General features: G+C 72.4%; 22 protein-coding genes. 7 read left to right on the top strand and 15 right to left on the bottom strand.

What is annotated here, in order from left to right; translation table 11 throughout:
* Window positions 1-205: 205 nt before the first annotated feature.
* The 6 genes from OG286_RS33215 to OG286_RS33190 form a co-directional block, all read right to left on the bottom strand.
* Complete coding sequence (locus OG286_RS33215) at window positions 206-550, bottom strand: hypothetical protein (protein WP_396321003.1); 345 nt, start codon at window positions 548-550, stop codon at window positions 206-208.
* Between the two features lie 304 nt (window positions 551-854).
* Window positions 855-2,381, bottom strand: coding sequence for a M1 family metallopeptidase (locus OG286_RS33210; protein WP_396321002.1), 1,527 nt, complete (start codon window positions 2,379-2,381; stop codon window positions 855-857).
* A 207-nt stretch (window positions 2,382-2,588) separates the two neighbouring features.
* Window positions 2,589-3,461: a sulfurtransferase gene (locus OG286_RS33205; RefSeq protein ID WP_396321001.1), complete on the bottom strand. Its 873-nt coding sequence runs from the start codon at window positions 3,459-3,461 to the stop codon at window positions 2,589-2,591.
* A 133-nt stretch (window positions 3,462-3,594) separates the two neighbouring features.
* Window positions 3,595-4,674, bottom strand: coding sequence for a class I SAM-dependent methyltransferase (locus OG286_RS33200; protein ID WP_396321000.1), 1,080 nt, complete (start codon window positions 4,672-4,674; stop codon window positions 3,595-3,597).
* Window positions 4,675-5,002: 328 nt separating this feature from the next.
* The gene (locus OG286_RS33195) at window positions 5,003-5,329 is read right to left on the bottom strand and encodes a hypothetical protein (protein ID WP_396320999.1); all 327 of its coding nucleotides are present in this window, start codon (window positions 5,327-5,329) and stop codon (window positions 5,003-5,005) included.
* 161 nt (window positions 5,330-5,490) lie between these two features.
* Window positions 5,491-6,096: a polysaccharide deacetylase family protein gene (locus tag OG286_RS33190; protein WP_396320998.1), complete on the bottom strand. Its 606-nt coding sequence runs from the start codon at window positions 6,094-6,096 to the stop codon at window positions 5,491-5,493.
* A 526-nt stretch (window positions 6,097-6,622) separates the two neighbouring features.
* Between OG286_RS33190 and OG286_RS33185 the strand changes: the two genes are divergently transcribed.
* Window positions 6,623-7,480, top strand: coding sequence for an SAM-dependent methyltransferase (locus tag OG286_RS33185; protein WP_396320997.1), 858 nt, complete (start codon window positions 6,623-6,625; stop codon window positions 7,478-7,480).
* A 104-nt stretch (window positions 7,481-7,584) separates the two neighbouring features.
* Here the strand turns inward: OG286_RS33185 and OG286_RS33180 are convergent, their stop codons facing one another.
* Complete coding sequence (locus tag OG286_RS33180) at window positions 7,585-8,454, bottom strand: Fpg/Nei family DNA glycosylase (protein WP_396320996.1); 870 nt, start codon at window positions 8,452-8,454, stop codon at window positions 7,585-7,587.
* A 110-nt stretch (window positions 8,455-8,564) separates the two neighbouring features.
* On the opposite strand from OG286_RS33180, the gene OG286_RS33175 reads away from it, so the two are divergent.
* The 4 genes from OG286_RS33175 to OG286_RS33160 all read left to right on the top strand — a co-directional run bounded on the left by OG286_RS33175 (window position 8,565) and on the right by OG286_RS33160 (window position 11,395).
* Window positions 8,565-9,038 carry an SRPBCC family protein gene (locus OG286_RS33175; RefSeq protein ID WP_396320995.1) on the top strand — a complete coding sequence of 158 codons (474 nt, stop codon included), beginning with the start codon at window positions 8,565-8,567 and terminating at the stop codon, window positions 9,036-9,038.
* Window positions 9,039-9,107: 69 nt separating this feature from the next.
* Window positions 9,108-9,800, top strand: a complete 693-nt coding sequence (locus OG286_RS33170; protein ID WP_396320994.1) for a hypothetical protein — start codon at window positions 9,108-9,110, stop codon at window positions 9,798-9,800.
* A gap of 114 nt (window positions 9,801-9,914) precedes the next feature.
* A complete protein-coding gene (locus OG286_RS33165; protein WP_405359000.1) occupies window positions 9,915-10,784 on the top strand; it encodes a DsbA family protein in 870 nt (289 codons plus the stop codon).
* Entirely contained in the window at window positions 10,781-11,395 is a 615-nt protein-coding gene (locus tag OG286_RS33160) for a vitamin K epoxide reductase family protein (RefSeq protein WP_396320992.1), read from the top strand. The genes OG286_RS33165 and OG286_RS33160 overlap by 4 nt, the downstream gene beginning before the upstream one ends.
* Before the next feature lie 74 nt (window positions 11,396-11,469).
* Here OG286_RS33160 and OG286_RS33155 read toward each other — a convergent pair whose 3' ends face one another.
* The gene (locus tag OG286_RS33155; RefSeq protein ID WP_396320991.1) at window positions 11,470-11,856 is read right to left on the bottom strand and encodes a tyrosine-type recombinase/integrase; all 387 of its coding nucleotides are present in this window, start codon (window positions 11,854-11,856) and stop codon (window positions 11,470-11,472) included.
* A gap of 83 nt (window positions 11,857-11,939) precedes the next feature.
* Here OG286_RS33155 and OG286_RS33150 point away from each other — a divergent pair, with 83 nt between their 5' ends.
* Window positions 11,940-12,362 (top strand): trehalase-like domain-containing protein, encoded by a 423-nt coding sequence (locus tag OG286_RS33150; RefSeq protein WP_405365973.1) that lies wholly within the window; start codon window positions 11,940-11,942, stop codon window positions 12,360-12,362.
* A gap of 62 nt (window positions 12,363-12,424) precedes the next feature.
* Here OG286_RS33150 and aspA read toward each other — a convergent pair whose 3' ends face one another.
* The 5 genes from aspA to OG286_RS33125 form a co-directional block, all read right to left on the bottom strand.
* The gene (aspA, locus tag OG286_RS33145) at window positions 12,425-13,834 is read right to left on the bottom strand and encodes an aspartate ammonia-lyase (protein ID WP_396320989.1); all 1,410 of its coding nucleotides are present in this window, start codon (window positions 13,832-13,834) and stop codon (window positions 12,425-12,427) included.
* 44 nt (window positions 13,835-13,878) lie between these two features.
* Window positions 13,879-14,895, bottom strand: a complete 1,017-nt coding sequence (locus tag OG286_RS33140; protein WP_396320988.1) for an asparaginase — start codon at window positions 14,893-14,895, stop codon at window positions 13,879-13,881.
* A gap of 110 nt (window positions 14,896-15,005) precedes the next feature.
* The gene (locus OG286_RS33135) at window positions 15,006-16,445 is read right to left on the bottom strand and encodes an amino acid permease (RefSeq protein ID WP_396320987.1); all 1,440 of its coding nucleotides are present in this window, start codon (window positions 16,443-16,445) and stop codon (window positions 15,006-15,008) included.
* Window positions 16,442-17,119 (bottom strand): FadR/GntR family transcriptional regulator, encoded by a 678-nt coding sequence (locus tag OG286_RS33130; protein WP_405363666.1) that lies wholly within the window; start codon window positions 17,117-17,119, stop codon window positions 16,442-16,444. Before OG286_RS33130 ends, OG286_RS33135 begins: the two co-directional genes overlap by 4 nt.
* 86 nt (window positions 17,120-17,205) lie before the next feature.
* Window positions 17,206-17,994: a gamma-glutamyl-gamma-aminobutyrate hydrolase family protein gene (locus tag OG286_RS33125; protein WP_396320986.1), complete on the bottom strand. Its 789-nt coding sequence runs from the start codon at window positions 17,992-17,994 to the stop codon at window positions 17,206-17,208.
* 262 nt (window positions 17,995-18,256) lie between these two features.
* Between OG286_RS33125 and OG286_RS33120 the strand changes: the two genes are divergently transcribed.
* Window positions 18,257-19,165, top strand: coding sequence for a LysR substrate-binding domain-containing protein (locus OG286_RS33120; RefSeq protein ID WP_396320985.1), 909 nt, complete (start codon window positions 18,257-18,259; stop codon window positions 19,163-19,165).
* A 73-nt stretch (window positions 19,166-19,238) separates the two neighbouring features.
* On the opposite strand, the gene OG286_RS33115 is transcribed toward OG286_RS33120, so the two are convergent.
* The gene (locus OG286_RS33115; protein ID WP_396320984.1) at window positions 19,239-20,501 is read right to left on the bottom strand and encodes a hypothetical protein; all 1,263 of its coding nucleotides are present in this window, start codon (window positions 20,499-20,501) and stop codon (window positions 19,239-19,241) included.
* 598 nt (window positions 20,502-21,099) lie between these two features.
* Window positions 21,100-23,682 (bottom strand): GH32 C-terminal domain-containing protein, encoded by a 2,583-nt coding sequence (locus tag OG286_RS33110; protein WP_405365972.1) that lies wholly within the window; start codon window positions 23,680-23,682, stop codon window positions 21,100-21,102.
* Window positions 23,683-23,717 lie beyond the last annotated feature (35 nt).

Here is a 23,717-nt window from a genome sequence, read left to right as displayed (position 1 = left end):
CTCGGCGTCCAACAGCGGTAGCGGACGGCCGTGTTCCGAGGCTCGACGCGACCTGGGCGGTGCGCCAGACTCCTGCCCCGGCAGCACACGCGTTCCCACCGCACCTCCCGCCCCGCCCGGACGCGCGGCGCATCACGCAGCACGCACCGAGCCCGGAACCACACATCGGAGAGCCACACGGTGACCACGAGCCAGCTGCTGGAGATCACCTTCTCGTCCGGCCGGGCAGGCACCCGGCCGCCCTGCCCAGCAGCCCTTGGAGGAAGCCGAGTTCCAGCACTCCGAGCGCGGCCGACGGCGACGCCAACGCCCGCGCGCACGTTCTGCGCAAACTGCGCTCGGGCCCGCCGCGCCTCTTCCCGCCCGCCCGGAACGACGAGCCGCAGCCGTTCCCGAACGCCGCGCTCAGCTCCCCCGCGCTGCTCCGGGCGGTCGAACTCGTCGCGGCCGGCCACCGGGTGAGCACCTCCTCGGTGCTGCTCGCCGCGACGGCGGTGATGACGGCCCGGCTCGCCGGCTCGTCCGACGCCGTGCTCCAGATCGTCGTCAACAACCGCTTACTGCCGGGCCTCGCGGACGCCGTGAGCGTGGTGGCCGGCGACGGGATCCTCCATCTGCCGGACGTGGACGGCGAGTTCGGCGCCGCCGTCCGCCGTACGCACGCCGCCCCACCGCGCGGCAGACAGGCCCTGGCAACGGCGTGGCCCGGCCGCCCGCACCCAGCGGCCGGCCGGGCCACGCCCGTCACCTCATGGCACGCCACACCACGTCACCAGGTCACCGAATCCGTCACCGCACCCGGTCAGCGCCCGTGTGCAGCTCCCAGTGCTCGTGCCAGCGCTCGCGTGCACCCGTCAGTGCGCGTGGTCGTGCAGCGAGTTGGTCTCCTGGATCTTCTTCCACGACTTCGGCTCCTGCACCGTCGCCTTGGCACTCGGCGCCAGGCCCGCCGTGCCAGTCGCCCCCGCCGCCGGAACGCCCGCCGACGACACCGACGGCTTCGAGGCCGTGAACAGCCAGGTGGTGAAGAGGTCCGCGAGCGGCTTCCCGGAGATCCGCTCGGCGTACGCCTGGAACTGCTGGATGGTGGCGTTGCCGTACTTGCGCTCGGCCGGCCACCCCTTCAGGATCTGGAAGAACTTCTCGTCCCCGACGGCGTTGCGCAGCGCCTGGATCGCCACCGCGCCCCGGTCGTAGACGGCGCCGGCGAACTGGTGGTCCGCCCCGGGGTCGCCGGGCTTGACGCTCCAGAAGGCGTTGTCGGCCGGGTAGGAGGTGTAGACGTAGTCGGCGAGTTCCTGCGCCGTGCCCTCGTTCTCGTGCTCGGACCAGAGCCACTGCGAGTAGCGGGCGAAGCCCTCGTTGAGCCAGATGTCGCTCCAGCGCTGGACGGAGACGCTGTCGCCGTACCACTGGTGGGCCAGCTCGTGGACGACGACGGACGTGTTGGAGCCGCGGGAGAACTGCGCGGGGCTGTAGAAGATCTGGGTCTGGGTCTCCAGGGCGTAGCCCGTGGGCACGTTGGGGACGTAGCCGCCGACCGAGTCGAACGGGTACGCCCCGAAGTAGCCACTCAGCCAGTCGACCAGTTCGCCGGTGCGCTCGACGCTGGCACGCGCGGCGCCGTCGTTGTCGCCGAGGTCCTTGCTGTAGGCGGTGACAACCGGGATCCCGCCCGGTGTGGTGTCGGTCCGGAGGTCGAACCTGCCGATCGCGAGCGTGGCCAGATAGGTCGCCTGCGGCTTGGTCTGGCGCCAGTTGTAGCGGGTCCAGCCGGCCCGGGAGCTCTGCCCGGTGAGGAGGCCGTTGCTGATGGCCTGGGTGCCGTCGGGCACGAGGACGGAGACGTCGTAGGTGGCCTTGTCGGTGGGGTGGTCGTTGCTCGGGAACCACCAGGCCGATCCCTCGGGCTCGTCGGCCGCGATGCCGCCGTCGGGGGTGCGCAGCCAGGCGGAGTAGCCGCCACGCTCCACCTCGCCGGGCTTGTCGGCGTAGCGGACGACGACGGTCACGGGGCTGCCCTTGGTGAGCGGCCGGGCGGGGGTGATCTCCAGCTCCGACTCACCGGTGCTGGCGAACTTCGCGGTCCGGCCGTTGACCAGCACCTCCTTGACGCCGAGCACGAAGTCCAGGTTGAAGCGGGAGAGGTCCTGGGTGGCGGTGGCCAGGATGGTGGCGGTGCCTTCCAGTTCGTCGGTGACGGGCTGGTATTTGAGGCGGATGTCGTAGTGCGAGACGTCGTATCCACCGTTGCCGGCATTGGGGTAGTACGGGTCTCCGATGCCCGCCGCGCCGGGGCCGAACTGGGCGGCGGAGGCGGGCACGGTCAGGAGCAGGGCGAGCGCGCCTGCGGCGGCAGAGACGATCAGCCTCTTGCGCACGGTGGTCCTCCAGGGTCACTGGGACAGTGGGTCGCATCGATCCCTGTCCCGGTGAGCCTGGGCCCACTCCTGCCCGATGAAATGTTCATGAGAAGAAACAGGCCGAAATGGAGCCGCCGCGCCCCCGTCACGCCGTGAACACGCCGACCCGGCCCCCGGACCTCGCCTCACGCCCCCGGACCTCGCCTCACGCCCCCGGCCGTCGGCTCACGCCCCGAGCGCCACCGGCGCCCGCACCAGCGAGCCGTACTCCGTCCACGACCCGTCGTAGTTCTTCACGTGCGGGTACCCGAGCAGCTCGGTCAGCGCGAACCAGGTGTGCGCCGAGCGCTCCCCGATCCGGCAGTACGCGATCACCTCGCGTTCGGCCTCCACGCCCTGCCCGCCGTACAGCGCGCGCAGCTCGTCCGCCGAGCGGAAGGTGCCGTCGTCGTTGGCCGCCTGCGACCACGGGATGTTCACCGCGCCGGGGATGTGGCCGGGCACCTGCGCCTGCTCCTGCGGCAGGTGCGGCGGCGCCAGCGCCTCGCCCCGGTACTCGGCCGGGGAGCGGACGTCGACCAGCACGGAGTCCGAGCCGGGCTTGGCGAACACCTCCGCCTTGGCCAGCACCTCGTCGCGCAGCGCCCGCACCTCGGGGTGCTCGGGGCCCGCCAGCCGGTAGGCGCTGTGCTGGTAGTCCATCACCTCCTCGGTGAGCTCCCGCTCCTCCAGCTCCCACTTCTTCCGCCCGCCGTCGAGCAGCTTCACCGGCCCGTAGCCGCGCAGCCGCAGCAGCCAGTAGGCGTAGGCGGCGAACCAGTTGTTGTTGCCGCCGTACAGCACCACGGTGGTGTCGTCCTCCACCCCGGCCGCGCGCAGCAGGTGCTGCATGCCGTCGCGGTCGGTGTAGTCGCGCCCCACCCGGCTGTGCAGGTCGGTGGTCCAGTTCCAGCCGACCGCGCCGGGAATGTGCCCCTGCTCGTACGCGGTGGTGTCCTCGTCCACCTCGACGACGCGGATCGTGCCGTCGTCCAGGTGCCGGGCCAGCCATTCGGTGGGGACCAGCGCCTCGGGGTGTGCGTAGCCGTTGCCGGTCATCGCCGCCCTCCTTCGCTCGGACACTTCGAACCTACGTCCGACCTTCCGCCCCGGCCACCCGCACCGGGGCTGCCCCCGCCGGCCCGCCCTGCCGGGGCCCGCCACGGCCACGGAGCCGCCCGGACGCGGCCGCCTACGCCCCGGCACCGTCCAACCGCGCCAGGTAGTACACGTTGAGCACGTCCCCCTCCACCTGCGCGGTCTCCACCGAGCCGAACCCGGCCTCGGCCAGCATCCGCCGGGCCGTCTGCTCCCCCCAGACCGTCCCCAGCCCCGCGCCGCCCTCGCCGAGCGAGACCGTCATGCAGTAGAAGGTCGAGAAGGTGTAGAGCGCCGGCGCGAGCGGGTGGTCGATGTTCTCCTCCAGCCGGCTGCTGGCGGCGATGTCGCCCATCAGGAAGACGCCGTCGGGCCGCAGCACGCCCGCGACGGCGGCCAGCGTCTCGGCCGGGCGGGCCAGGTCGTGGATCACGTCGAAGGCGGTGACCAGGTCGTAGGAGCCGGTCAGCCCGGCCGAGTCGGCGACCTCGAAGCGCGCGTTGGACAGGCCCAGCGCCTCGGCCTCGGCCCGGGCGGCGGCGATGCCCGTCTCGGAGATGTCGACGCCGGTGAACCGGCCGGCCGGGAAGGCCCGGGCCAGCAGGTTGACGACGTGCCCCTGCCCGGTGCCGATGTCGAGCGCGTCGACCCCGGCGTGGAGCCGCTCCGGCAGCCCGGGCACGAGCGGGACGATCCCGTCCACCAGGGCCAGGTCGTAGACCCGCCCGGACTCCTCGGCCTGGAGCTCCTGGAACCGCGGGTACGCCGAGTACGGCATCCCGCCGCCCTTGCGGAAGCACTCGACGAGCTGCTGCTCGACCTCGCCCATCAGCGCGAGGTACTGCATCATCCCGGCCAGGTTCTCCGGTCCGGCCGCCCGGGTGAGCGCGGCCGCGTGCTCGGGCGGCAGCAGGTACGTGCCGTGTCCGGGGTCGTACTCGACGATCCCGCCGACCACCATCGCGCCGAGCCACTCGCGGACGTAGCGTTCGTCGAGCCCGGCGGCGCGGGCGACCTCCGCACCGGTCGACGGGGCAAGGCCGGCCATGGTGTCGAACAGGTTGGTCTGGTGGCCGATGCTGGCCATGAATCCCAGGCAGGCGTCGTTCAGCACCTGCACGATCCGACCCGCGAACTCCTCCTGCTCCACCGGGTCCGGCTCCCGTACGGACATCGTTCCTCCTCCGCCACCGGGACCAGCGTGAACCCTCCCCTCCTCACGCTACGCCGCTGCACCCGGCCGCCCCAGACCCGCTGTCCGGCCGGCCCGGGGGTGAGCCGGGCGACCTCGGCGACGACGTCGCAGGGGCGGTCGTCGATGTCGACGGCGGCGACCGTCCACGGCTCCCCGGCGCGCGCCGGCGTCCGGACGGTCAGCGGTCCGCTGGACCGGGCGGACAGCCCGGCGATTCGTGTCGGCAAGGCCTCCCCAGGTGTCGGTTCACCGGAATGGTCTCAACCAATCGCCGAACTGTCCCGCACTTCACCGGAATCGGCCGGCCTCAGGAGAAGACGACGGACCGCAGCTTGAGCCGGTCGCCGAGCTTCTTGCCCGGGTTCATGACGTAGAAGACGTCGCCGTTGCAGTCGAAGTCGAGGAAGGCGGTGGCGGTCGAGGTGGTGAAGTTCTGCGGCGCGAACGCCGGATCCTTCTCGGTCGCCCCGAAGAGGTTGATGCACTCGCCGCTCTGCGGGTCGGCCAGGCCGGCCGGCACCCCGGGGCCGACCCTGTAGAGGAAGTCGCCGGTCGCCGCGTCGGCGGAGGCGGGGACGGCGAGGACGAGGGCGATGGCGCTGGCGGCGGCGAGCGTGGCATTGCGGAGACGCATGGGGGCTGGGCCTTTCAGGGCGGTACGCGGTGGTGCCGGGGACACTGATGCGAGATCACCCTAGAAGCCCCAAATCCGCAGAAACGGTTCTCCCAATCCACTCTTTTGAGTGGTTTAGCTGGAAACGCCGCGACCTACCACCCTTTTCTCCGCGGCCGAACTCATCCCGGCGGGGCGGTGAAGTAGTACCCCGCATCGATCAGCACCGGCAGGTACGTCTTGAGCGCGGCCACCGTCTGCGAACGGTCCCCGCCGCCGTCGTGGTTGAGCACGATCGCACCCGGGCGGACGTCCTTGAGGATCCGGTCGGTGATCACCGACGTACCGGGCCGGGCCCAGTCCCTCGGGTCCACCGACCAGGCCATGTTCCGCATCCCGAGGTCGGCGCTGACCTTGAGCGACGCGGTGGACCAGTCACCGCCCGGCGCGCGGAACCAGGTCGGCGGCTTCCCGGTGGTCCGGTTCAGCAGCTCCGAGGTGCGCTCCAGCTCGTCCCGCACCTTGGCCTCCGACAGCTGCCGCAGATCGGGGTGGGTCCAGGTGTGGTTGGCGATGTGGTGACCGCGGGCGGCGATCTCCCGGACCAGTGCGGGGTGTTCGACGGCGTTCTCCCCGATCAGGAAGAAGGTGGCCCGGATCCCGTACTGCTCCAGCAGGGCCAGCACGGTGGGCGTGTACCGCGGATCCGGACCGTCGTCGATGGTGAGGGCCACCACCCGCCGCCCGGCGTCCAGCTCGTACACCGGCCTGCTCTCGACCTCCGTCACCTTCCGCGGCGCGGCCACCGGTGAGCCGGAGGCGACGGCGGAAGCGGCGGGAGCGGCAGGAGCGGCAGGAGCGGCAGGAGCGGCGGGAGCGGCGGGAGCGGCGGGAGCGGCGGGAGCGGCGGGAGGAGGAGTGGAGGGGCCGGCGGAGGCCGACGGCGACGCCGGGCTCGGAGCGGCACCCAGCGCCTCGGGCGCCCCGCCGGCCGCCCCGGTACTCGGCGCACCGCCCCCGGGCCCGTCGGATCCCCGGCAGCCGGCGAGCCCGAGCAGCGACATCCCGGCCGCGGCCAGGAGCAATCTACGCGAAGTAATCTGACGATCAGACAGCATGATCGATGCATCCCCCGCGGACCGTCGCGCCTCCCACCGGCAACCCCGACGGCCCCCAGTGCCACCCCGACGGCCCAAGCGCACACCCGCCCGGGATGCCGTCCGCCCAGAACCCTGCAGCGCACACCCGCGACCGCTCCAGGACCGCTACGCTGACGTCCCTCAGTGTGATGATCCGTCTTCAGAGGACGTGGCCATGACGACAAGTCAGGACTTCTCCGACCAGCCCGGGAACGACGAGGCCGTGTTGCCGAGCGAGTGGGAGCGCCTCGGAGTCGACACCAGTGCTCCGCACTCCGCCCGCGTGTACGACTACTGGCTGGGCGGAAAGACCAACTTCCCTCCGGACCGCGCCATGGGCCGGGCCATCGAGGAGGCCGTCCCGAGCGTCAGGGCGATGGCCAAGGAGAACCGGGCGTTCCAGAGCCGCGCCGTCCGCCACCTGGCCGAGCAGCAGGGCATCCGCCAGTTCCTCGACCTCGGCACCGGCATCCCCACCTCGCCGAACACCCACGAGATCGCCGAGGCGGTCAGCCCCGGCACCCGCGTGGTCTACGTCGACAACGACCCGATCGTACTGGCCCACGCGCGGGCGCTGATGGTCTCCACCCCGGCCAGCCGCACCACCTACATCCACGCCGACCTGGGCAAGCCCGCCGAACTGCTGGGCCACCCGGCGCTCACCTCCACGCTGGACCCCGGCCGGCCGGTCGGCCTGCTGATGATCGCCGTGCTGATGCTGATCGCCGACGAGGACGACCCGTGGGGCAAGGTCGCCGCACTGCGCGACGCGCTGCCCTCCGGCAGCTGCCTCGCGCTCACCCACCCGACCCAGGACTTCGATCCGGAGAGCGTCGCCAAGGTCGCCGAGGCGGCCCGGGCCGGCGGGATGACGCTCGTCCCGCGCACCCGCGAGGAGGTGGCCCGGTTCTTCGACGGCTGGGAGCTGATCGAGCCCGGCGTCGCCCCCGTCATGGCCTGGCACCCGGGCGGCGAGCCACCGGCCGACCCGCACGCGGCGTACTACTGGGGCGGCGTCGCCCGAAAGCCGTAGTCCTGTCCGGCTGATCGTGCCGGGCGCGCGACGCCGGGCACGATCGGCCGGACAGGACCTGGACGCTGCAGGCCTCCACCGGCGGCGCGCCGCCGGTGGCCGGCCTACTTCAGCAGCCGCGACAGCCGGCGGTCGGCGAGCGGCTTGCCGCCGGTCTGGCAGGTCGGGCAGTACTGCAGCGAGGAGTCGGCGAACGACACCTCGCGCACGGTGTCCCCGCAGACCGGGCACGGCTGCCCGGTGCGGCCGTGTACCCGCAGACCGAGCTTCTTCTCCGCCTTCAGCTCCCCCGCCGCAAGCCCGCGCGAGCGCTCCACCGCGTCCCGCAGGGTGCTGCCGAGCGCCTCGTACAGCCGGGCCGTCTCCTCCCCGGTCAGACCCGACGCCGGCTTGTACGGGGACATCCGGGCCGCGTGCAGCACCTCGTCCGAGTAGGCGTTGCCGACTCCGGCCAGCACACTCTGGTCCCGCAGCACGCCCTTCATCCTGCGCCGCTCGCCGTGCAGCAGCGCGGTGAACGCCTCCAGGGTGAACGACTGGTCCAGCGGGTCGGGACCGAGCCGGGCCACGCCGGGGACCTCCGCCGGGTCCTGCACGACGTACACCGCGAGGCCCTTCTTCGTGCCCGCCTCGGTGAGGTCGAAGCCGTCCCCCGCGTCGCCCTCCAGCCGCACCCGCAGGGCGAGCGGGTTCCTGCCGCCCGGGCGCGGAGGCTCGGCGGGCAGGCTCTCCTTCCAGCGCAGCCAGCCGGCCCGGGCCAGGTGGACGACGAGGTGGAGGCCGCCCGCCTCGATGTCGAGGAACTTGCCGTGCCGGGTGACCGGGCCGACCGTCCGCCCCTCCAGCGCCGTCACCGGCGGGTCGTAGGTCTTGAGCGCGCTGATCGCCACCGGCTGCACCCGGGCGATCACCCGCCCGGTCAGCCGCTCGGACAGGAACGCGGTGAGGGCCTCGACCTCGGGCAGCTCCGGCATGCGCCCAGTCTCGCGCAGCGCCCCCTCCTTTGCCTGTCCACCACCGGCAGGCGCAGGCTGGAGGTGCCCGGCGCCCGCAGCGCGACCGGCCTAGGAGGTCCGTCCCCGCGATGAGCACGCTCGAGGAACAGATCGACATCGACGCCCCGGTGCTGGCGGCCTGGGATCAGCTGCACCGGGTCCACGACTACCCGCGCTTCGTGGGCGGTGTGCGCAGCGCCCACCCGCACGGCCGTAACCTCGCGCACCTCGGGGTGGAGATCGCCGGCACCGCCCGCGACGTGGAGACCGAGATCACCGACCACGGCCGCGGCCGGGTGATGGCCTGGCGGACGCTGGACGGCCTGGACCTGCACGGCGCCTTCGCCCTGCTCCCGCTCGGCCGGCAGCACACCCGGCTGCAGATCCGCATCCAGTACGACCCGGAGGCGGTGCACGAGGTGTTCGGCGGGCCGCGCGGCTTCGCCCTCGCCGGGGCGGTCGAGCGCGTCGTCCGGGCCGACCTGGAGCTCTTCCGGCAGCTGGTCGAGACCCGGGTCGCGTCCGCCCTGCCTTCGCACCCCGAACCCGTAAAGGACGCATAAGCCCAGTTCAGGGACGGTGGTGAGGATCCCCACAGCGGACCTTCGGCCCGGTCGTCCACCATTCGACCTGTGGCAGACTCGGATGCCATGCAGATGCACACCGGCCGGACGGGCCCGGGCTTCAGGACGCTCCGCGCGGCGCTCTTCGCCGCGCTGGTCGTGCTGCTCGCCGGGCTCGGCCAGGTGCTGGTGACCGGCCGCCCGCTGCCGCTCGGCACGCTGGCCGTGGCCGGCGGCGCCGTCTTCGTGGCGGCCTTCGCCCTCGCCGGCTCCGAACGCCGCTACCCGGCGATCGCCGCGGTCTTCCTGCCGCTGGAGCTGGGCCTGAGCACCCTGTTCGACCTCGCCCAGACCACCTGCCCCTCGCTGCCTCCCGGCTCCGCCCGCGGCTTCGAGCCGCTGCTCTGCGGCGGCGGCTCGCTCGGCGGGTTCCTGCTGGGCCACGGCGTACCGCAGTCCGCCGGCGTGCTGCTGCTCCTCGCCCTGCACACCACGATCGCGCTGGCCGCCGCCTTCTGGCTGCGCCGTGCCGACGCCGCGCTGACCGGCCTCGCACGGTCGCTGCGCGTCCTCGGCGACTTCGCCCAGCGGTTCCCGGCCGCGGCCGGCCGCCTGCTGATGCTTCTCGCCGCGCCCGTTCCGGCCCGCCCGGTGGCCCGGATGCCCTTCCCGCGTGCCAGCCGGGTCCGCGTCCCGGCCGAGTCCGTGCTGCTCCGCCCCGCCGTCCGCCGCGGGCCGCCCGCGGCCGCCCCGGCCTGCTGAGAGACCCTTCCCCTTCCGCGTCTCCGCCGGTCGCCCCGCCGCGCGCCCGTACGCGCGCCTGCCCTGCTCCCCGCACGGAGCACAGGACCGAGAGCACAGGACGACACCTCCGCCATGAGCAAGAAGCCCCAGACCCCCGCCTACGCCTCCGCCTCCGCCTCCGCCGAGAAGAAGACCGGCGGGACGAACACCGGCGGCAAGCAGAGCAGGAGCGCCGCCCGCCGCGCCGCCACCGAGCGAATGCGGGAGGAGCGCGAGCGCGCCGAGCGGTCCGCGAAGATCCGCCGCCGGACGGTCGTCGGCGCCGCCACCGCCGCCGTGCTCGCCCTCGCGGCCGGCGTGGCCTTCGCCGTCGGCGGCTCCTCCGGCCCGGGCGACGCCGCCGCCCACGGCCCGCTGGTCACCCCCGCCAACGCGAGCGGCGCCGACGGCACCGTGATCACCTACGGCAAGGGCGACGCGCCGCACACCCTGGAGATCTACGAGGACTTCCGCTGCCCGTACTGCGAGCGGCTGGAGACCACCGACGGCAAGACCATCCAGCAGCTCGCCGACGCCGGCACCTACAAGGTCGAGTACCACCTGGCGACCTTCCTGGACCAGGGCCTCGGCGGCAAGGGCTCGCGCACCGCGCTGGCCGCCGCGGGCGCGGCGCTCAACGAGGGCGTCGACAAGTTCAAGCAGTTCCACGACGTGCTGTACGCCAACCAGCCGGACGAGCGCAACGACAGCTTCGCCGACGTCAACCGCCTGCTCGACCTGGCCGGGCAGGTCCCCGGCTTGAAGACGGACTCCTTCGTCAAGGCCGTCCAGGGCGGCACCTACGCGCCGTGGGCGGACCAGGTCGGCAAGGCCTTCGACAAGAGCGGCGTCACCGGCACCCCGACCGTGAAGCTGGACGGACAGAAGCTGGAGGTGTTCGCGGGCGGCGCGCCCGTCGCGCCCGACAGGTTCACCGCCATGGTCAAGCAGGTGACCGGATGACGTCCGCCGCCCCCGCGCGCACCTACGGCGCGAGCCGGCCGTTCGCCCTCCTGCTGCTGATCGGCGGCGCGGTCGGGCTGTTCGCCTCCGCCGTCCTCACGCTGGACAAGATCCGGCTGCTCAAGGACCCGTCGTACGTCCCCAACTGCAACATCAACCCGATCATCAGCTGCGGCTCGATCATGCGCAGCGACCAGGCCGAGGCCTTCGGCTTCCCCAACTCGCTGATCGGCCTGGTCGGCTTCGGCGTCGTCATGGCGATCGGCGCCGGGCTGCTGGCCGGGGCGTCGTACCGGCGCTGGTTCTGGCTCGGCCTCCAGGCCGGGACGGTGTTCGGGATCGGCCTCGTGACCTGGCTGATGTACCAGGCGCTGTACGAGATCGGCGCGCTCTGCCCGTACTGCATGGTGGTCTGGGCGGCGATGGTCCCGCTGTTCTGGTACACCACGCTGCAGAACCTGCGCTCCGGCGTGATCCCGGTGGGGCCACGGCTGCGCCCGGCCGTCCGGGAGGCCGCCCGCTACCACTGGGTGGTGCCGGCGCTCTGGTACGCGGTGATCGCGCTGCTGATCCTCAACCGGTTCTGGTACTACTGGCAGACGCTTCTGTGAACCGCGCTGACCTGCGCAAACATCGCTGAATCAACCTGGCGGGGCATTTTCGGGGCACATTGACCCCGCCGGGCTCACACAGCCACCAGAACCCCGCCCGGAGCGGGCACATCAGCCGCAAACAGCGCCCTGCTGATCGCGGCGCGTGCCCGCTCATCTCTCTTGGGCACGAGGTGCACGTAGGTCCGCAGAGTGAAGGCCTCGTCGGCGTGCCCCAGGTAGGCGGCGAGGTCCTTGATCGAGCAGCCGCCGTAGATCAGTGCGGCAGCGAAGGCATGCCGTAGGGCATGCATACCGTCCTCCGGCGACGCCTCGAACTTCTGCGCCCTGATCGGTGGCGGGATCACGCCCGCGGTGACAAGTGCCGGCTTCCAGACCGTCAGATTGAACGTGGATCGGTCAGGTGTGGCGGTAGTCCAGGCGAGGCGGGTGACTGCCGTCCACACCACGCTGGCCGCCACCGTCGCCGCCGCTCTCCAGCAGCTGGCAGCCCTCCGCGTCGCCTGAACTCCCCTCCCACCCACGCTTTCCCCGGAGCCGCCGCATGTCCGTGTCCGCCCAACCCGGCGTCGCCCCTGGTCTGATCGAGGACCACGCCGTTATCGGCAACACCGGCTCCGCCGCGCTCGTCCGCCGGGACGGCGCCATCACCTGGCTGTGCCTGCCCCGCTTCGACTCCCCCGCTATCCTCGCCTCGCTGCTCGGGACCGACGACCACGGGCTGTGGCGCATCGCCCCCATCGACGCCACCGAGCCTCCGGTCCGCCGCTATGAGGGTGCGGGCGCCGTCCTGGTCACCGACTGGCAGACCGCCACCGGCACGGTGAGGGAGGTCGACTTCATGCCCACCCCTGTCCCCGGCGTCCCCGGCCCAGGCAACGCCCCCGCCCCGCAGGTGAGCCGTACGGCTGATCCCCGCCCTGGCCGGTTCCTGATCCCGTGCCGTGCGACCCGCCGCCGTACCTGAGCTTCCAGGTGCGGCGGCGGGTCACTCAGCTCATCGCCGGCGGCTCGGGGACCACCCCGCCGTCAGACCACGACGGCGCCGCTGCCGGCGATGACCTCGGGCCGCAGCAGGGCGGCGAGCCGCTCCGCCGGGAGCAGCCCCCGCTCCAGGACCAGCTCGGCCACGCCCCGGCCGCTGGCCAGGGCCTCCTTGGCGATGTCGGTGGCGGCCGTGTACCCGATGTGCGGGTTCAGGGCGGTCACCAGGCCGATGGAGTTCTCGACGGTCGCGCGCAGCACCTCGATGTTGGCGGTGATGCCGACCACGCAGCGCTCGGCGAGGGTGAGGCAGGCTGCGCGCAGATGGGTGACGGACTCCGACAGCGAGTGCAGGATGATCGGCTCGAAGGCGTTGAGCTGGAGCTGGCCGGCCTCGGCGGCCATGGTGATGGCGACGTCATTGCCGATCACCTCGAAGGCGACCTGGTTGACGACCTCGGGGATCACCGGGTTGACCTTGCCGGGCATGATGCTCGAACCGGCCTGGACCGGCGGCAGGTTGATCTCGCCGAGGCCCGCGCGCGGCCCGGAGGACAGCAGCCGCAGGTCGTTGCAGGTCTTCGAAAGCTTGACGGCGATGCGCTTGAGCACGCCGGACATCTGGACGAACGCGCCGCAGTCCTGGGTGGCCTCGACCAGGTTGGCGGCGGTGACCAGGGGCAGTCCGGTGATGTCGGCGAGGTGGCGGCGCGCCGATTCGGTGTACCCGGCGGGGGCGTTGAGGCCCGTGCCGATCGCCGTGGCGCCGAGGTTGATCTCGTGGATCAGCTCGACGGCCTCCGCGAGCCGGCTGCGGTCCTCGTCGAGCATGACGGCGAAGGCGGAGAACTCCTGGCCGAGCGTCATCGGCACGGCGTCCTGCAGCTGGGTGCGGCCCATCTTCAGCACGTCGCGGAACTCGACGGACTTGCGGGCGAAGGCCTCCTGGAGGACGGCCATCGCGTCGAGCAGGCCGCGCACCGCGAAGACGGTCGCGATCCGGACGGCGGTCGGGTAGACGTCATTGGTGGACTGGCCGAGGTTGACGTCCTCGTTGGGGTGCAGGTGCCGGTACTCGCCCTTGGCGTGGCCCAGCAGCTCCAGCGCCCGGTTGGCGACGACCTCGTTGGCGTTCATGTTGGTCGAGGTGCCGGCGCCGCCCTGGATGACGTCGACGACGAACTGGTCGTGCAGCTTCCCGCCGCGGATCTCGCGGCAGGCGGCGACGATCGCGGCGGCCTTGCCCGGCTCCAGGAGGCCGAGTTCCTCGTTCGCGAGGGCGGCGGCCTCCTTCACGGCGGCCAGGGCGTCGATCAGGTGCGGGTAGGCGGAGATGGGCGTGCCCGTGATGGGGAAGTTCTCGGTGGCGCGCAGGGTGTGGACGCCCCAGTAGGCGCCGGCGGGGACGTCGCGGTCTCCGAGCAGGTCGTGTTCGCTGCGGGTGGCGGCGGTCATGGGTGTGCGGGTCCTCTTCCTGGGATGTGTGGTCGGGGTGCCGGTCAGGCGGAGGCGAGAGCGGCGGTCGGGTCGAGCTCCGCCACCGGCCGGACGCCGCCGACGGGCCGGCCGCCGCCGGTCGTCGGCTCCCCGGCGAACCGGGTGAGCAGCCGCGGGTCGACTCCCGCCCGCGCCAGGGCGGCGGCCGCCACCGGGATGCGCGCCCGGTTCGCCCCGTCGGCGATCTTCACGGCGACGGCGCGGCCGTCCGGCAGCGCGGCGATCTGGACGCCCTCGAAGCCGTCCTTGGCGATCAGCCCGGGCACCGCGCGCATCAGCTCGGCCACGTCCCGCCCGGCGCCGGAGGCCATCTCCGGGTGCCTGCGCAGCGCGTCCGCCACCCGGAACTCAGGGGTCCCGGGCGCGGCGGTGGCGATCCGCGCGGCGGCGCGGGCCAGGCCGTGCAGGGAGACGGCGAACAGCGGGGTGCCGCAGCCGTCCACGGTGACGTTCGCGATGCGCCGGCCGGTGAGGTCCTCCACGACTTCCGCGATCATCCGCTGGAGCGGGTGCTCGGGGGCGTCGTAGTCCTGCAGCGGCCATCCGTTGAGCTTGCAGAGGTGGAGCATCGCGGCGTGCTTGCCGGAGCAGTTCTGGGCGAGCCGGGAGGACGGGCGGTCCTCCCGGATCCAGGCGTCGCGGATGGCCGGGTCGTACGGCAGGTCCGGGACGTTGCGCAGGTCGTCCTCGGTGAGGCCGGCGAGCGCCAGGATCCGCCGGGCGCCCGCGAGGTGACGCTCCTCGCCGGAATGGCTGCCCATCGCGAGGGCGAGCAGTTCGCCGTCGAGCGGCAGTCCGGCGCGGACCATGGCGACGGCCTGGACGGGCTTGAGGGCCGATCGCGGGTAGCACGCGGCCTCCGCGTCGCCGAGGTGGAACCGGATCCTGCCGTCGGCGCCGAGGACGACGACGGAACCGTAGTGGGTGCTCTCGACCACGCCGCCACGGGTGACGTGGGCGACGGGCGCGTGGCGGGGCTCGCGGATCTCGGGCGCGTCCGCGAGGGGGCTGGTGAGCATGACTGCCTCGATCGGTGATGGCTTGGGGGTGCTGACCTGTGTGCCTGCGGGCGGCGGTCGGCCCGGGCGGATGCGCGGGTGGTCCGCGGATCCCCCCGGGCCGACCGGGTTCAGTCGTCGGTTCCGGCGGCGGCGCGCGCGATGCGCCCGCGGATCGCGTACCAGCCGGCGACGAGTACGGCGGCGATGAGCGGTACGCACAGCACCGTGGTGCGCCCGGCGCCGCCGTCGGCGTACATGAGGACCAGGACGGCAGCGAGGAAGGCCAGCGTCACGAGTTCGGTCCAGGGCGAGCCGGGCAGCCGGTAGTCGGGGCGGGTCAGTTCACCGGCCGTGGTCTTCCGCCAGAAGAGGAGGTGGCAGACCATGATCATGCCCCAGGTGGCGATGATGCCGACGGCCGCGAGGTTGAGCACGATCTCGAACGCGTCGGCGGGGACCACGAAGTTGAGGACGACGCCCAGGACGCACATGCCGCTGGTGAGCAGGATGCCGCCGTAGGGCACCTGGCTGCGGCTCATCCGGGCGGTGAAGCGCGGGGCCGATCCGTTGACGGCCATGGAGCGCAGGATGCGGCCGGTCGAGTAGAGGCCGGAGTTGAGCGAGGACATCGCCGCGGTGAGGACGACCAGGTTCATCACGCTGTCCGCCGCCGGGACACCGATGTGGGAGAGCACCGTCACGAAGGGACTCTGACCGGAGGTGTACGTGTTCCACGGCATCAGCATCGACAGCAGCACGACCGAGCCGACGTAGAACAGGCCCACCCGCCACATGATCGAGTTGATCGCCTTGGGCATGATCTTCTCGGGGTGCTCGGTCTCCCCGGCCGTCACGCCGACCAGCTCGACGGAGGCGTAGGCGAAGACGACGCCCTGGATGATCAGCAGCATCGGCAGCAGGCCGTTGGGGAAGATCCCGCCGTTGTCGGTGATCAGGGACGGACCGGGCACGGCGCCGTCGACCGGGTGCCGGGTGACCAGCAGGAAGATCCCGATGCCCATGAACACGACCAGGGCGCTGACCTTGACGATGGCGAACCAGAACTCCAGTTCGCCGAAGATCCGCACGGAGATCAGGTTCACGGTGAGGACCACGGCCAGGGCTATGAGTGCGATCACCCACTGCGGAACGTCGGAGAACAGGCGCCAGTAGTGGGTGTAGGTGGCGACGGCGGTGATGTCGGCGATGCCGGTGGTCGCCCAGTTGAGGAAGTACATCCAGCCGGCGGTGTACGCGCCCTTCTCCCCCATGAACTCCCGGGCGTACGACACGAAGGCGCCGGAGGACGGGCGGTACAGGACGAGTTCGCCGAGCGCTCGTACCACGAGGAAGGCGAAGACGCCGCAGATGGCGTACGCGACGAACAGGGAGGGCCCGGCATCGGCGAGTCGACCGCCCGCGCCGAGGAACAGCCCGGTGCCGATGGCTCCGCCGATGGCGATCATGTTGACGTGCCGGGCTTTCAGGGACTTGCTGTAGCCGGTGTCACCGGCGTCGACGTGACGGGTCGTGGGGCGCTTCTCGTCTTTGAGGAACTGCTCGCTCACGCCTCGGCTCTGCCTTCTCTTGAGGTGTCCGCGCGCTGGGGGCGCACGATGTCGATGAGGGTGGCCTCCACACGGTGGAGGTGGTGGGACATCGCCTCGACGGCGTCGGGCTCGGAACCGTCGATCAGGGCCTCGACGATCGCCCGGTGCTCGCAGTTGGACTGCTCGCGGCGACCGCCGAGTTCGTTGAGGAAGGTCGACTGACGCGCCAGTGCGTCACGGATCTCCTCGATCACCCGGCGGAACACCGGGTTGCCGGAGGCCTCGGCCACCGCCAGGTGGAACACGGTGTCCAGGGCGACCCACGCGGTGGTGTCGGTCTCCCGCTCCATCCGGTCGAGCAGGTGGGCCAGGTGGTCGAGGTCCTCCGGGGTCCGGCGCAGCGCCGCGTACCCGGCGACCGGGATCTCGACGTGCCGGCGCACTTCCAGGAGGTCGCTGGCCGCGTAGTCGCCGAAGGTGGGGTCCTCGACCGCGTTCGCCACGACGAAGGTCCCCTTGCCGGTCTTCGAGACCGTCAGGCCCATGGCCTGCAGGGCACGGAGTGCCTCCCGCAGCACGGGTCGGCTGACCTCCAGGGTCCGGCACAGCTCTGCTTCCGAGGGGAGCTTGTCCCCCACGGCGTACTGACCGCGCTCGATGGCGCTGCGCAGGTGGCCGAACACCGCTTCCATCGCGCTGACGCGCCGCGGGATCCCACCACCTGTCTGGCTGTCTGACAGGTTCACGGGCTGATCCTGGGGGCTGGAGCGCAGCGGTGTCAAGACACCCGGGTCGCCGTACGCACATCCGGCGAACTCCGCCGGACCCGCTCCTTCTGCTCGCCGACCCGACCCGCAGCGGGGTTCGGCGTCGACCCGGCGGCCGCCACCAGAGCGTGCACCACCGTCGAGTCGAAGGCCATCTCGGGGTGCCACTGCACGCCCACCACAAAGCGGTGCCGGGTGCTCTCGATCGCCTCGATGGTGCCGTCCGCCGTGCGGGCGCCCACGACCAGACCGGCCCCGAGGGACTCCACCGCCTGGTGGTGGTGCGTGGCGACCTGGCGGGTCCCCGGGAGCAGCGCGCCGATCCGCGTCCCCGGCACCGTGGTGACGGCGTGGGGCGAGAAGTGGCCGCCGTGCAGGTTGTGCCCGTGGTGACCCACCGCTTCGGGCAGGTGCTGGATCAGGGTGCCGCCCGCGTGCACGTTCATCAGTTGCATTCCGCGGCACACTCCGAGCACCGGCATGTCACGCGCCAGCGCCTCGGCCAGCACGGCCCACTCCCACCGGTCGCGCTCGCGCACCGGCGGCCCGGTGCACGGATGCGGCCGCGCCCCGTACAACGCGGGATCGACGTCCTCACCGCTGGTCAGGACGACCGCGTCCAGACGCGCGACGACCTCGGCCGCGGCCTCCGGCGCGTCCGGCGGCAGCAGGACCGCGCGGCCGCCCGCCGCCTGGAGACAGCTGATGTACGCCGCGGGCAGCAGCGCGGCGGGCAACTCCCACTCCGCCCACTGCGCGTGGGCGAGGTAGGTGGTAAGTCCGATGAGTGGCTTGGGCATACCACTTCCTTTCAGGGGCCGGAGTCGATCGTCGGCGGCCGTCTCCTGCGCAGCCCGCCCGACGGAGGCGGGTGCGGGCGGGCTGCGGAGGAGGGGGTGCACGGCCGCGGGGGCACACGAACGCGCCCGACGGGGGTGGGGGTTGGTCGCGGACCCGGGGGCGGAGGCTTGCGCATCCGGGCCGCGAGCAAGAATCATGCTGCCGTTCATGCTTAAGCACAAGAAAAGACATCTTCGCGACAGATAAGTGAGCCTTAACTCCGTGCAGAGACTCGACCCCCGGCTGCTCGCCACCCTCGAAGCCGTGGTCCGCCACGGCTCCTTCAACGCCGCCGCACGCGAGCTGGGCTACAGCGCGCCCGCGGTCTCGCAACAGATCGCCGAACTCGAACGCCGGGCCGGCCTCATCCTGATGGAGCGCCGCCCCGTGCGCGCCACCCCGGCCGGCACGGTCCTCCTCGACGCCGAACAGCGCGTCCGAAGCGCCTTGGCGGCGGCGTCCCTGGAACTCGACGCCATGCGCGCGGGCACGGCCGGACGGATCAGGCTCGGCGCCTTCGCCTCATCCGCCGCCGGCATCGTCCCGCAGGCGCTGGCAGAGCTTCACGCGACCTATCCCGATGTCCAGGTCAGCCTCGCCCAAGTGGAGCCCGAAGCCGGCTACAGCCGGCTCAAGCGGGGAGACATGGACCTTTCCCTCTGCTACGACTACGACTTCATCCCGATGCCACCGCCCCGGACGCTGCGCCGAACGCTGGTCGCCCGGGACCCGGTCGTGGCAGTCGTCCCGGCCGACCACCCCCTCGCCCACCGGGACGTCATCCACCTGGCCGACCTCGCGTCGGAGACGTGGATCGCAGCTCCGGAGGCCGCCTTGCGCCTGGAACTGCTCGCTCAGATGGCCAGGACCCCGGGCTTCCGGGCCCGCCTGGAATACGACGGCGACGACTTCAACACCGTGCTCGGCTTCGTGGCCGCCGGCCTGTGCGTCGCCGTCATGCCACGGCTGGCCCTCCCCCCGGGCAGTACCCAGGTCGTGGCGCGCCCCCTCGCCGACCCGGAGCTGACGCGCTTCATCTACACCGTCCGCATCGACACCCGGCACGCCCCGCGCGCCCTCCTGGCCCTGGAACGGATGCTCGCCGCGCAGGCACTGGCCGCCCTCTCATGAGGCGGGGGCCAGTGCCTCGACCAGTTCGGAACGTTGGCCGGCCCGCCTGCGGGCCGGCCCTCCGGGCAGCCCCTCACGCCTCGGACCGGACGACCCGGTCGGCGGTGAGCCGCTCCCGCCACTCGGCCACGGCGACGGGGGACATCGCCGCGAGACGGGCGATCACCTCGTCGTCCCGCCCATCGGTCCAGCTGAGGACCCGGGTCAGGACGGCGTTCCGGACCATGCGGACCTCCTTCAGCAACTCCTCCAGGCGCTTGAGTTCCTCCCCGGTGGCGATGAGCGTGTCGTCGACCGCCGCCCTTTCCTCGGCCCGCTGTTGCCGCAGGTAGGCCGTCAGGCCGGTGAGGACCACGCCGTCGTCGGCCGCAGCGCTGCGGAACGTCTCGGCGAGGTGGTCCAACACGCAGTCAGGGGCGTCGGCGAGACTCGCGCCCACGACCTTCGCGCCCTCCCAGCTGCTCCGTCCGGCATCGCTGGTCCGCAGCCAGAGCCCGGCTTCGACCGGGGTGCGGTCGCCGCAGGCGGCCGCGCGGTAGGCGTACAGAGCCGCACGGTGACCGTAGAAGGTGTAGCCCTCCTCGATCCGGACGCCCGCCGGAGCGCACATCCGTCCCGGAACGCCGCCGTAACCGGAATCGGGTTCGTACGTGGCGTAGCCGTCCAGCTCGGCGTCGGTGGCTTTCGCCCACGCCGGGTCGCACAGCTCCGGATTCCGGGCGAGGAAGTCCGCCACTTCGACCCGCCGTGCGGGAACCGGACTCATGCGGGGCTCGGCCCAGGCCACCGTTCCCCTCGCGTCGAGCGTGTACCGGCAGGCCTGTTCGAGATCGTTCCAGGCCGTGGCGGCTTCGGCGGACCATTCCAGGTCCGCGTCCGGGCCCACCCGGTGCAGCGAGCCGATCATCCGCTGGACCAGGGGCAGCACCCGTCGGACCAGTGCGTGGAGCTCCTCGGCACTGAAGAAGCGCCAGGTGTCGCTGCCCTGGTCGTCGACAGCGCGGTGGGTGAGCGGGAGCGCGAACACGGCCGGGGAAGGCAGCGCCCCATCGCCGACCGCGGCCCGGCGGTGTCCCGGGAGCCAGGAGCCCGCGTCCTCGCCCTGTGTCCGCCAGTCGGTGTCCCCGTACCACACGGCGCCGGTGGCGGCGTCGAGGGCGAGCCACTGCTGGTAGCCGTTGCCCGGCCCGTACCGCTCCTCGCGGTGCTCGGCCCGTCGGTCGTGCCACACGTATTCCACTGGAGGCGGATCGAGTTGGACGGCGACGAAACCGTCCTGCGGGGTGTACCCGACGACGACGTGTGCTGCCGGTTTGCTGTGCTCGGTCCCGGACATGCGGCTCCCTCCGTGCCGGACCGTGGCGGTTCCGCCACTGTGCGGCACCGAGCCTGCCCTGCGACAGCCGTACGATCAAATCCGATCACTTGCGGACTTGCCGCCCCCTGGGGTTCCGCGCACGAGCGGAGCCGACGACAGGCGATCCCGGAACGCCGCTGCTCCTCGCCGGCGCAACGGGGCACGAACCGGACCTTGACGCGGCGCCGTCGGGCGTCGCATGATCGACCCGTAAACCTGTCAGACAGCAAGACAGGCAGTGCGTACAGCGCGCCTACATCGACGGCTTCTACAACCCCCGCCGCATCCAAAAGCGCCTCGGCTGGCCAGTGGCCGTCGAACCGCCTGAAACCATCCATGGTCCGAGCGTCCTGGCAGGAGCGTGGGCCGGCGGCAGCGGGTGGTGAATAGGTGACCCGCCACAACCCCTCCTGTCCGTCAGAGGGGTGAGATGGTCGCACACCCTCCTGCCGCGCGGCACCGCGACCACCGTCGTCGACACCGACTGCCGACGACTGACGGCCGGCACCCGGTCCGCCGGGGGTCGGGCCCCTCGGCGGACCACCCGACCGGCAACAGCTCCCGGACCACTGCCCGTTCACGTCCGACCGGCACCCCTCGGGACCGGACCGACGACAGCCGACCTCAGGTGATGGACCGCGACCGTCTCCGCCCGCGCCACGCCCCCGGCGGCGTAGAGGGCGACGCCGGTGTCGGCCGGGTCGGGGAACACCTGGTCGGTGAGGACGAGCGTGCCGTCGCCCGCGTAGACCTCGACCGAGGAGGTGTCGACCAGGACGCGCAGGTCGAGCCCGCCCTTCGCGTCCAACGGCAGCTTCGCCCGGTGCACGGCCGCGAAGGACTCGTGGAAGGCGGTGTTGCCGGACGCCGTACGGTCGACGTACAGCTCGCCGGTCGCGGTGTCGTAGCCGATCCGGGTACGGTGCCCGCCGCCGGTGTGCACCGCGAGGCCGAACTCGCGGGCGGTGCCGGCCCGTAGCCGGGCGTCGATCTCCAGGGTGGCGCCGCTCACCGGGAGCGGGAGCGTGGTGTCGCGCACCGGCAGGTCGGAGCCGTGCCAGGGGCGTCCATCGCGCAGTTCGTCCAGTTCGCGCACCGGGCGCTGGACGAGCACGGTGCGGCCGCCCCGCGTGGTGAGGGCGAGTTCGCGCGGGAAGCTGTCGGCGCCGCGCCAGGGCGAGGTGGGGATCTTGTCGGCGTAGGCCCAGTCGTTCATCCAGCCGATCACCACCCGGCGGCCGTGCGGCTCGTCGTTGACGCTGGTGGCGGCGTAGAAGTCGGCGCCGTGGTCGAGCCAGTGGGCGCGTTGGACCATGGTGGGGGCCGGGGCGTCGGCGAGCGTGAACTGGTCGGCGAGCACGTGCCCCCAGCCGCCGGTGGCGTGGTCGGCGATCTGCAGCTGTACCTGTCGGCCGATCAGATCGCCGAGGTCCCAGGCGGTCCAGTCCAGGGCCTCGCTGTTGCCGCCGGTGGCGCTGCGGACCACCTGGCCGTCCAGCAGCAGGTTGACGGCGGTCTGCCGGTCCGTGGGCCGGGCCTGCTGGTCGGACAGCTGGAGGTCGTCGACCATCAGGTGCCCCCAGCCGCCGGTGGCGTTGTCGACGATCCGGATGGTGGCCCGGCGGCCGGCGAACTCGCCGACGTCCCAGCCGGTCCAGTTCAGCTCGCCGCTGTCACGGCCGGTGGCGGTGCGGACCACCCGGCCGTCCGCCACGAGGTTGACGGTGGTCTCGCCGTCGGCGCCGGCCGGGTGTTTGCCGCCGCCGATCAGGAGGTCGAGGTAGCGGTGGTCGATGGTGAACTCGGGTGAGCTCACCGTGCCGGTGGCCGCGTCCCCGGCGGCGGGGGTGAAGGTGTCGAGCACGCCGGCGCCGAGGCCGCCGTCCAGGTGCTCCTCGGTGGGGGCGATCCCGGTGAGGTCGGCGGTGGCGGTCCAGCCGGGCGGGAGGGCGCGGCCCTCGAAGTCGGCGAGGGTGGTGCCGGGCGGCGCCGAGCCGTTCCCGGCGCCCGGGACGTACGGGTGGTTGCCGCCGCCCACCTGGAAGTCGTAGCGGCGGGTGACGGTGAAGGGCGGCGAGAGGAGGTCGCCGGTGGCGGCGTCGCCGCCGAGGAACGTGTTGACCAGGCCCGGTCCGGTGAATCCGGAGACGGGCTGCTGCCCGGGCAGGGTGCCGGTGGCGGGGGCGGAGCCGAAGGCCGTCCCGGTGGACGTCCAGCCGCCGTAGCCGCCGCCGTCGAAACCGTTCAGCAGGGTGCCGGTGGGCGGGGTGTAGGTGCCGGCCGGGTCGTCGGCGGTGAAGCGGGTGCCGTCGAAGTCGCCGATGAAGTACTGGACGGCCGTGGAGTTCTGGGGGCCGCCGTTGGTGGAGACGGTCAGCACCCACTTGGTCCGCGCGGGGTCGCCGTCCACGACGAGGGGGAAGAGGTCCGGGCACTCCCAGACACCGCCGGTGGCCCCGGCCGGGCCGAACTCGCTGAGCTCGGTCCAGGACTTGAGGTCGTGGGAGGCGTAGAAGCGGATCCGGTGCCGGTCCGAGAGGGCGACGGCCATCAGCCAGCTGCCGGTCCGGTCGTCCCAGAACACCTTGGGGTCGCGGAAGTCGGAGGAGCCGATGTCCAGGACGGGGTTGCCCCGGTACTTCGTCCAGGTGGTGCCGTGGTCGAGGGAGTAGGCGAGCGACTGCGTCTGGCGGCCGTCCGGGGTCCGGGCGGCGCTGGTGTAGACCGCGACCAGCGGCGGGTCGGCGGCGGTGCCCAGGCCGCTGGAGTTGGCGCGGTCGTCCACCACCGCGCCGGAGAAGATCATCGCGGTGTCGTCCTGCGGGATGGCGAGCGGCTGCTCGGTCCAGTGCACCAGGTCGGGGCTGGTGGCGTGGCCCCAGGACATGTTGCCCCAGGTGGTGCCGGCCGGGTTGTACTGGAAGAACAGGTGATAGGCGCCGTGGTGGTAGATCGGGCCGTTGGGGTCGTTCATCCAGTTCCGGGCAGGCGAGAAGTGGAACTGCGGGCGGTAGGGCTCCTGGTAGGCGCCCGCAGCCTGGTCGCCGGCGGCGGCCGCGGCCGGAGTCGACGGCAGAGCGGTGAGGGCTGCGAGGGCGGTGGCGGCGAGTACGGCGAGCAGTCGGCGGGCACGGGAAACGGGCGCGGGGGGAACAGGCATGGTGGGGTGCTCCTCCGGGAGGGTGTCATCGTTGA

The organism is Kitasatospora sp. NBC_00039, assembly GCF_045160625.1.
Lineage (GTDB): Bacteria > Actinomycetota > Actinomycetes > Streptomycetales > Streptomycetaceae > Kitasatospora.
Note: the sequence above shows the minus strand (reverse complement) of the source record. Positions and strands in the feature narration are given on the sequence as shown.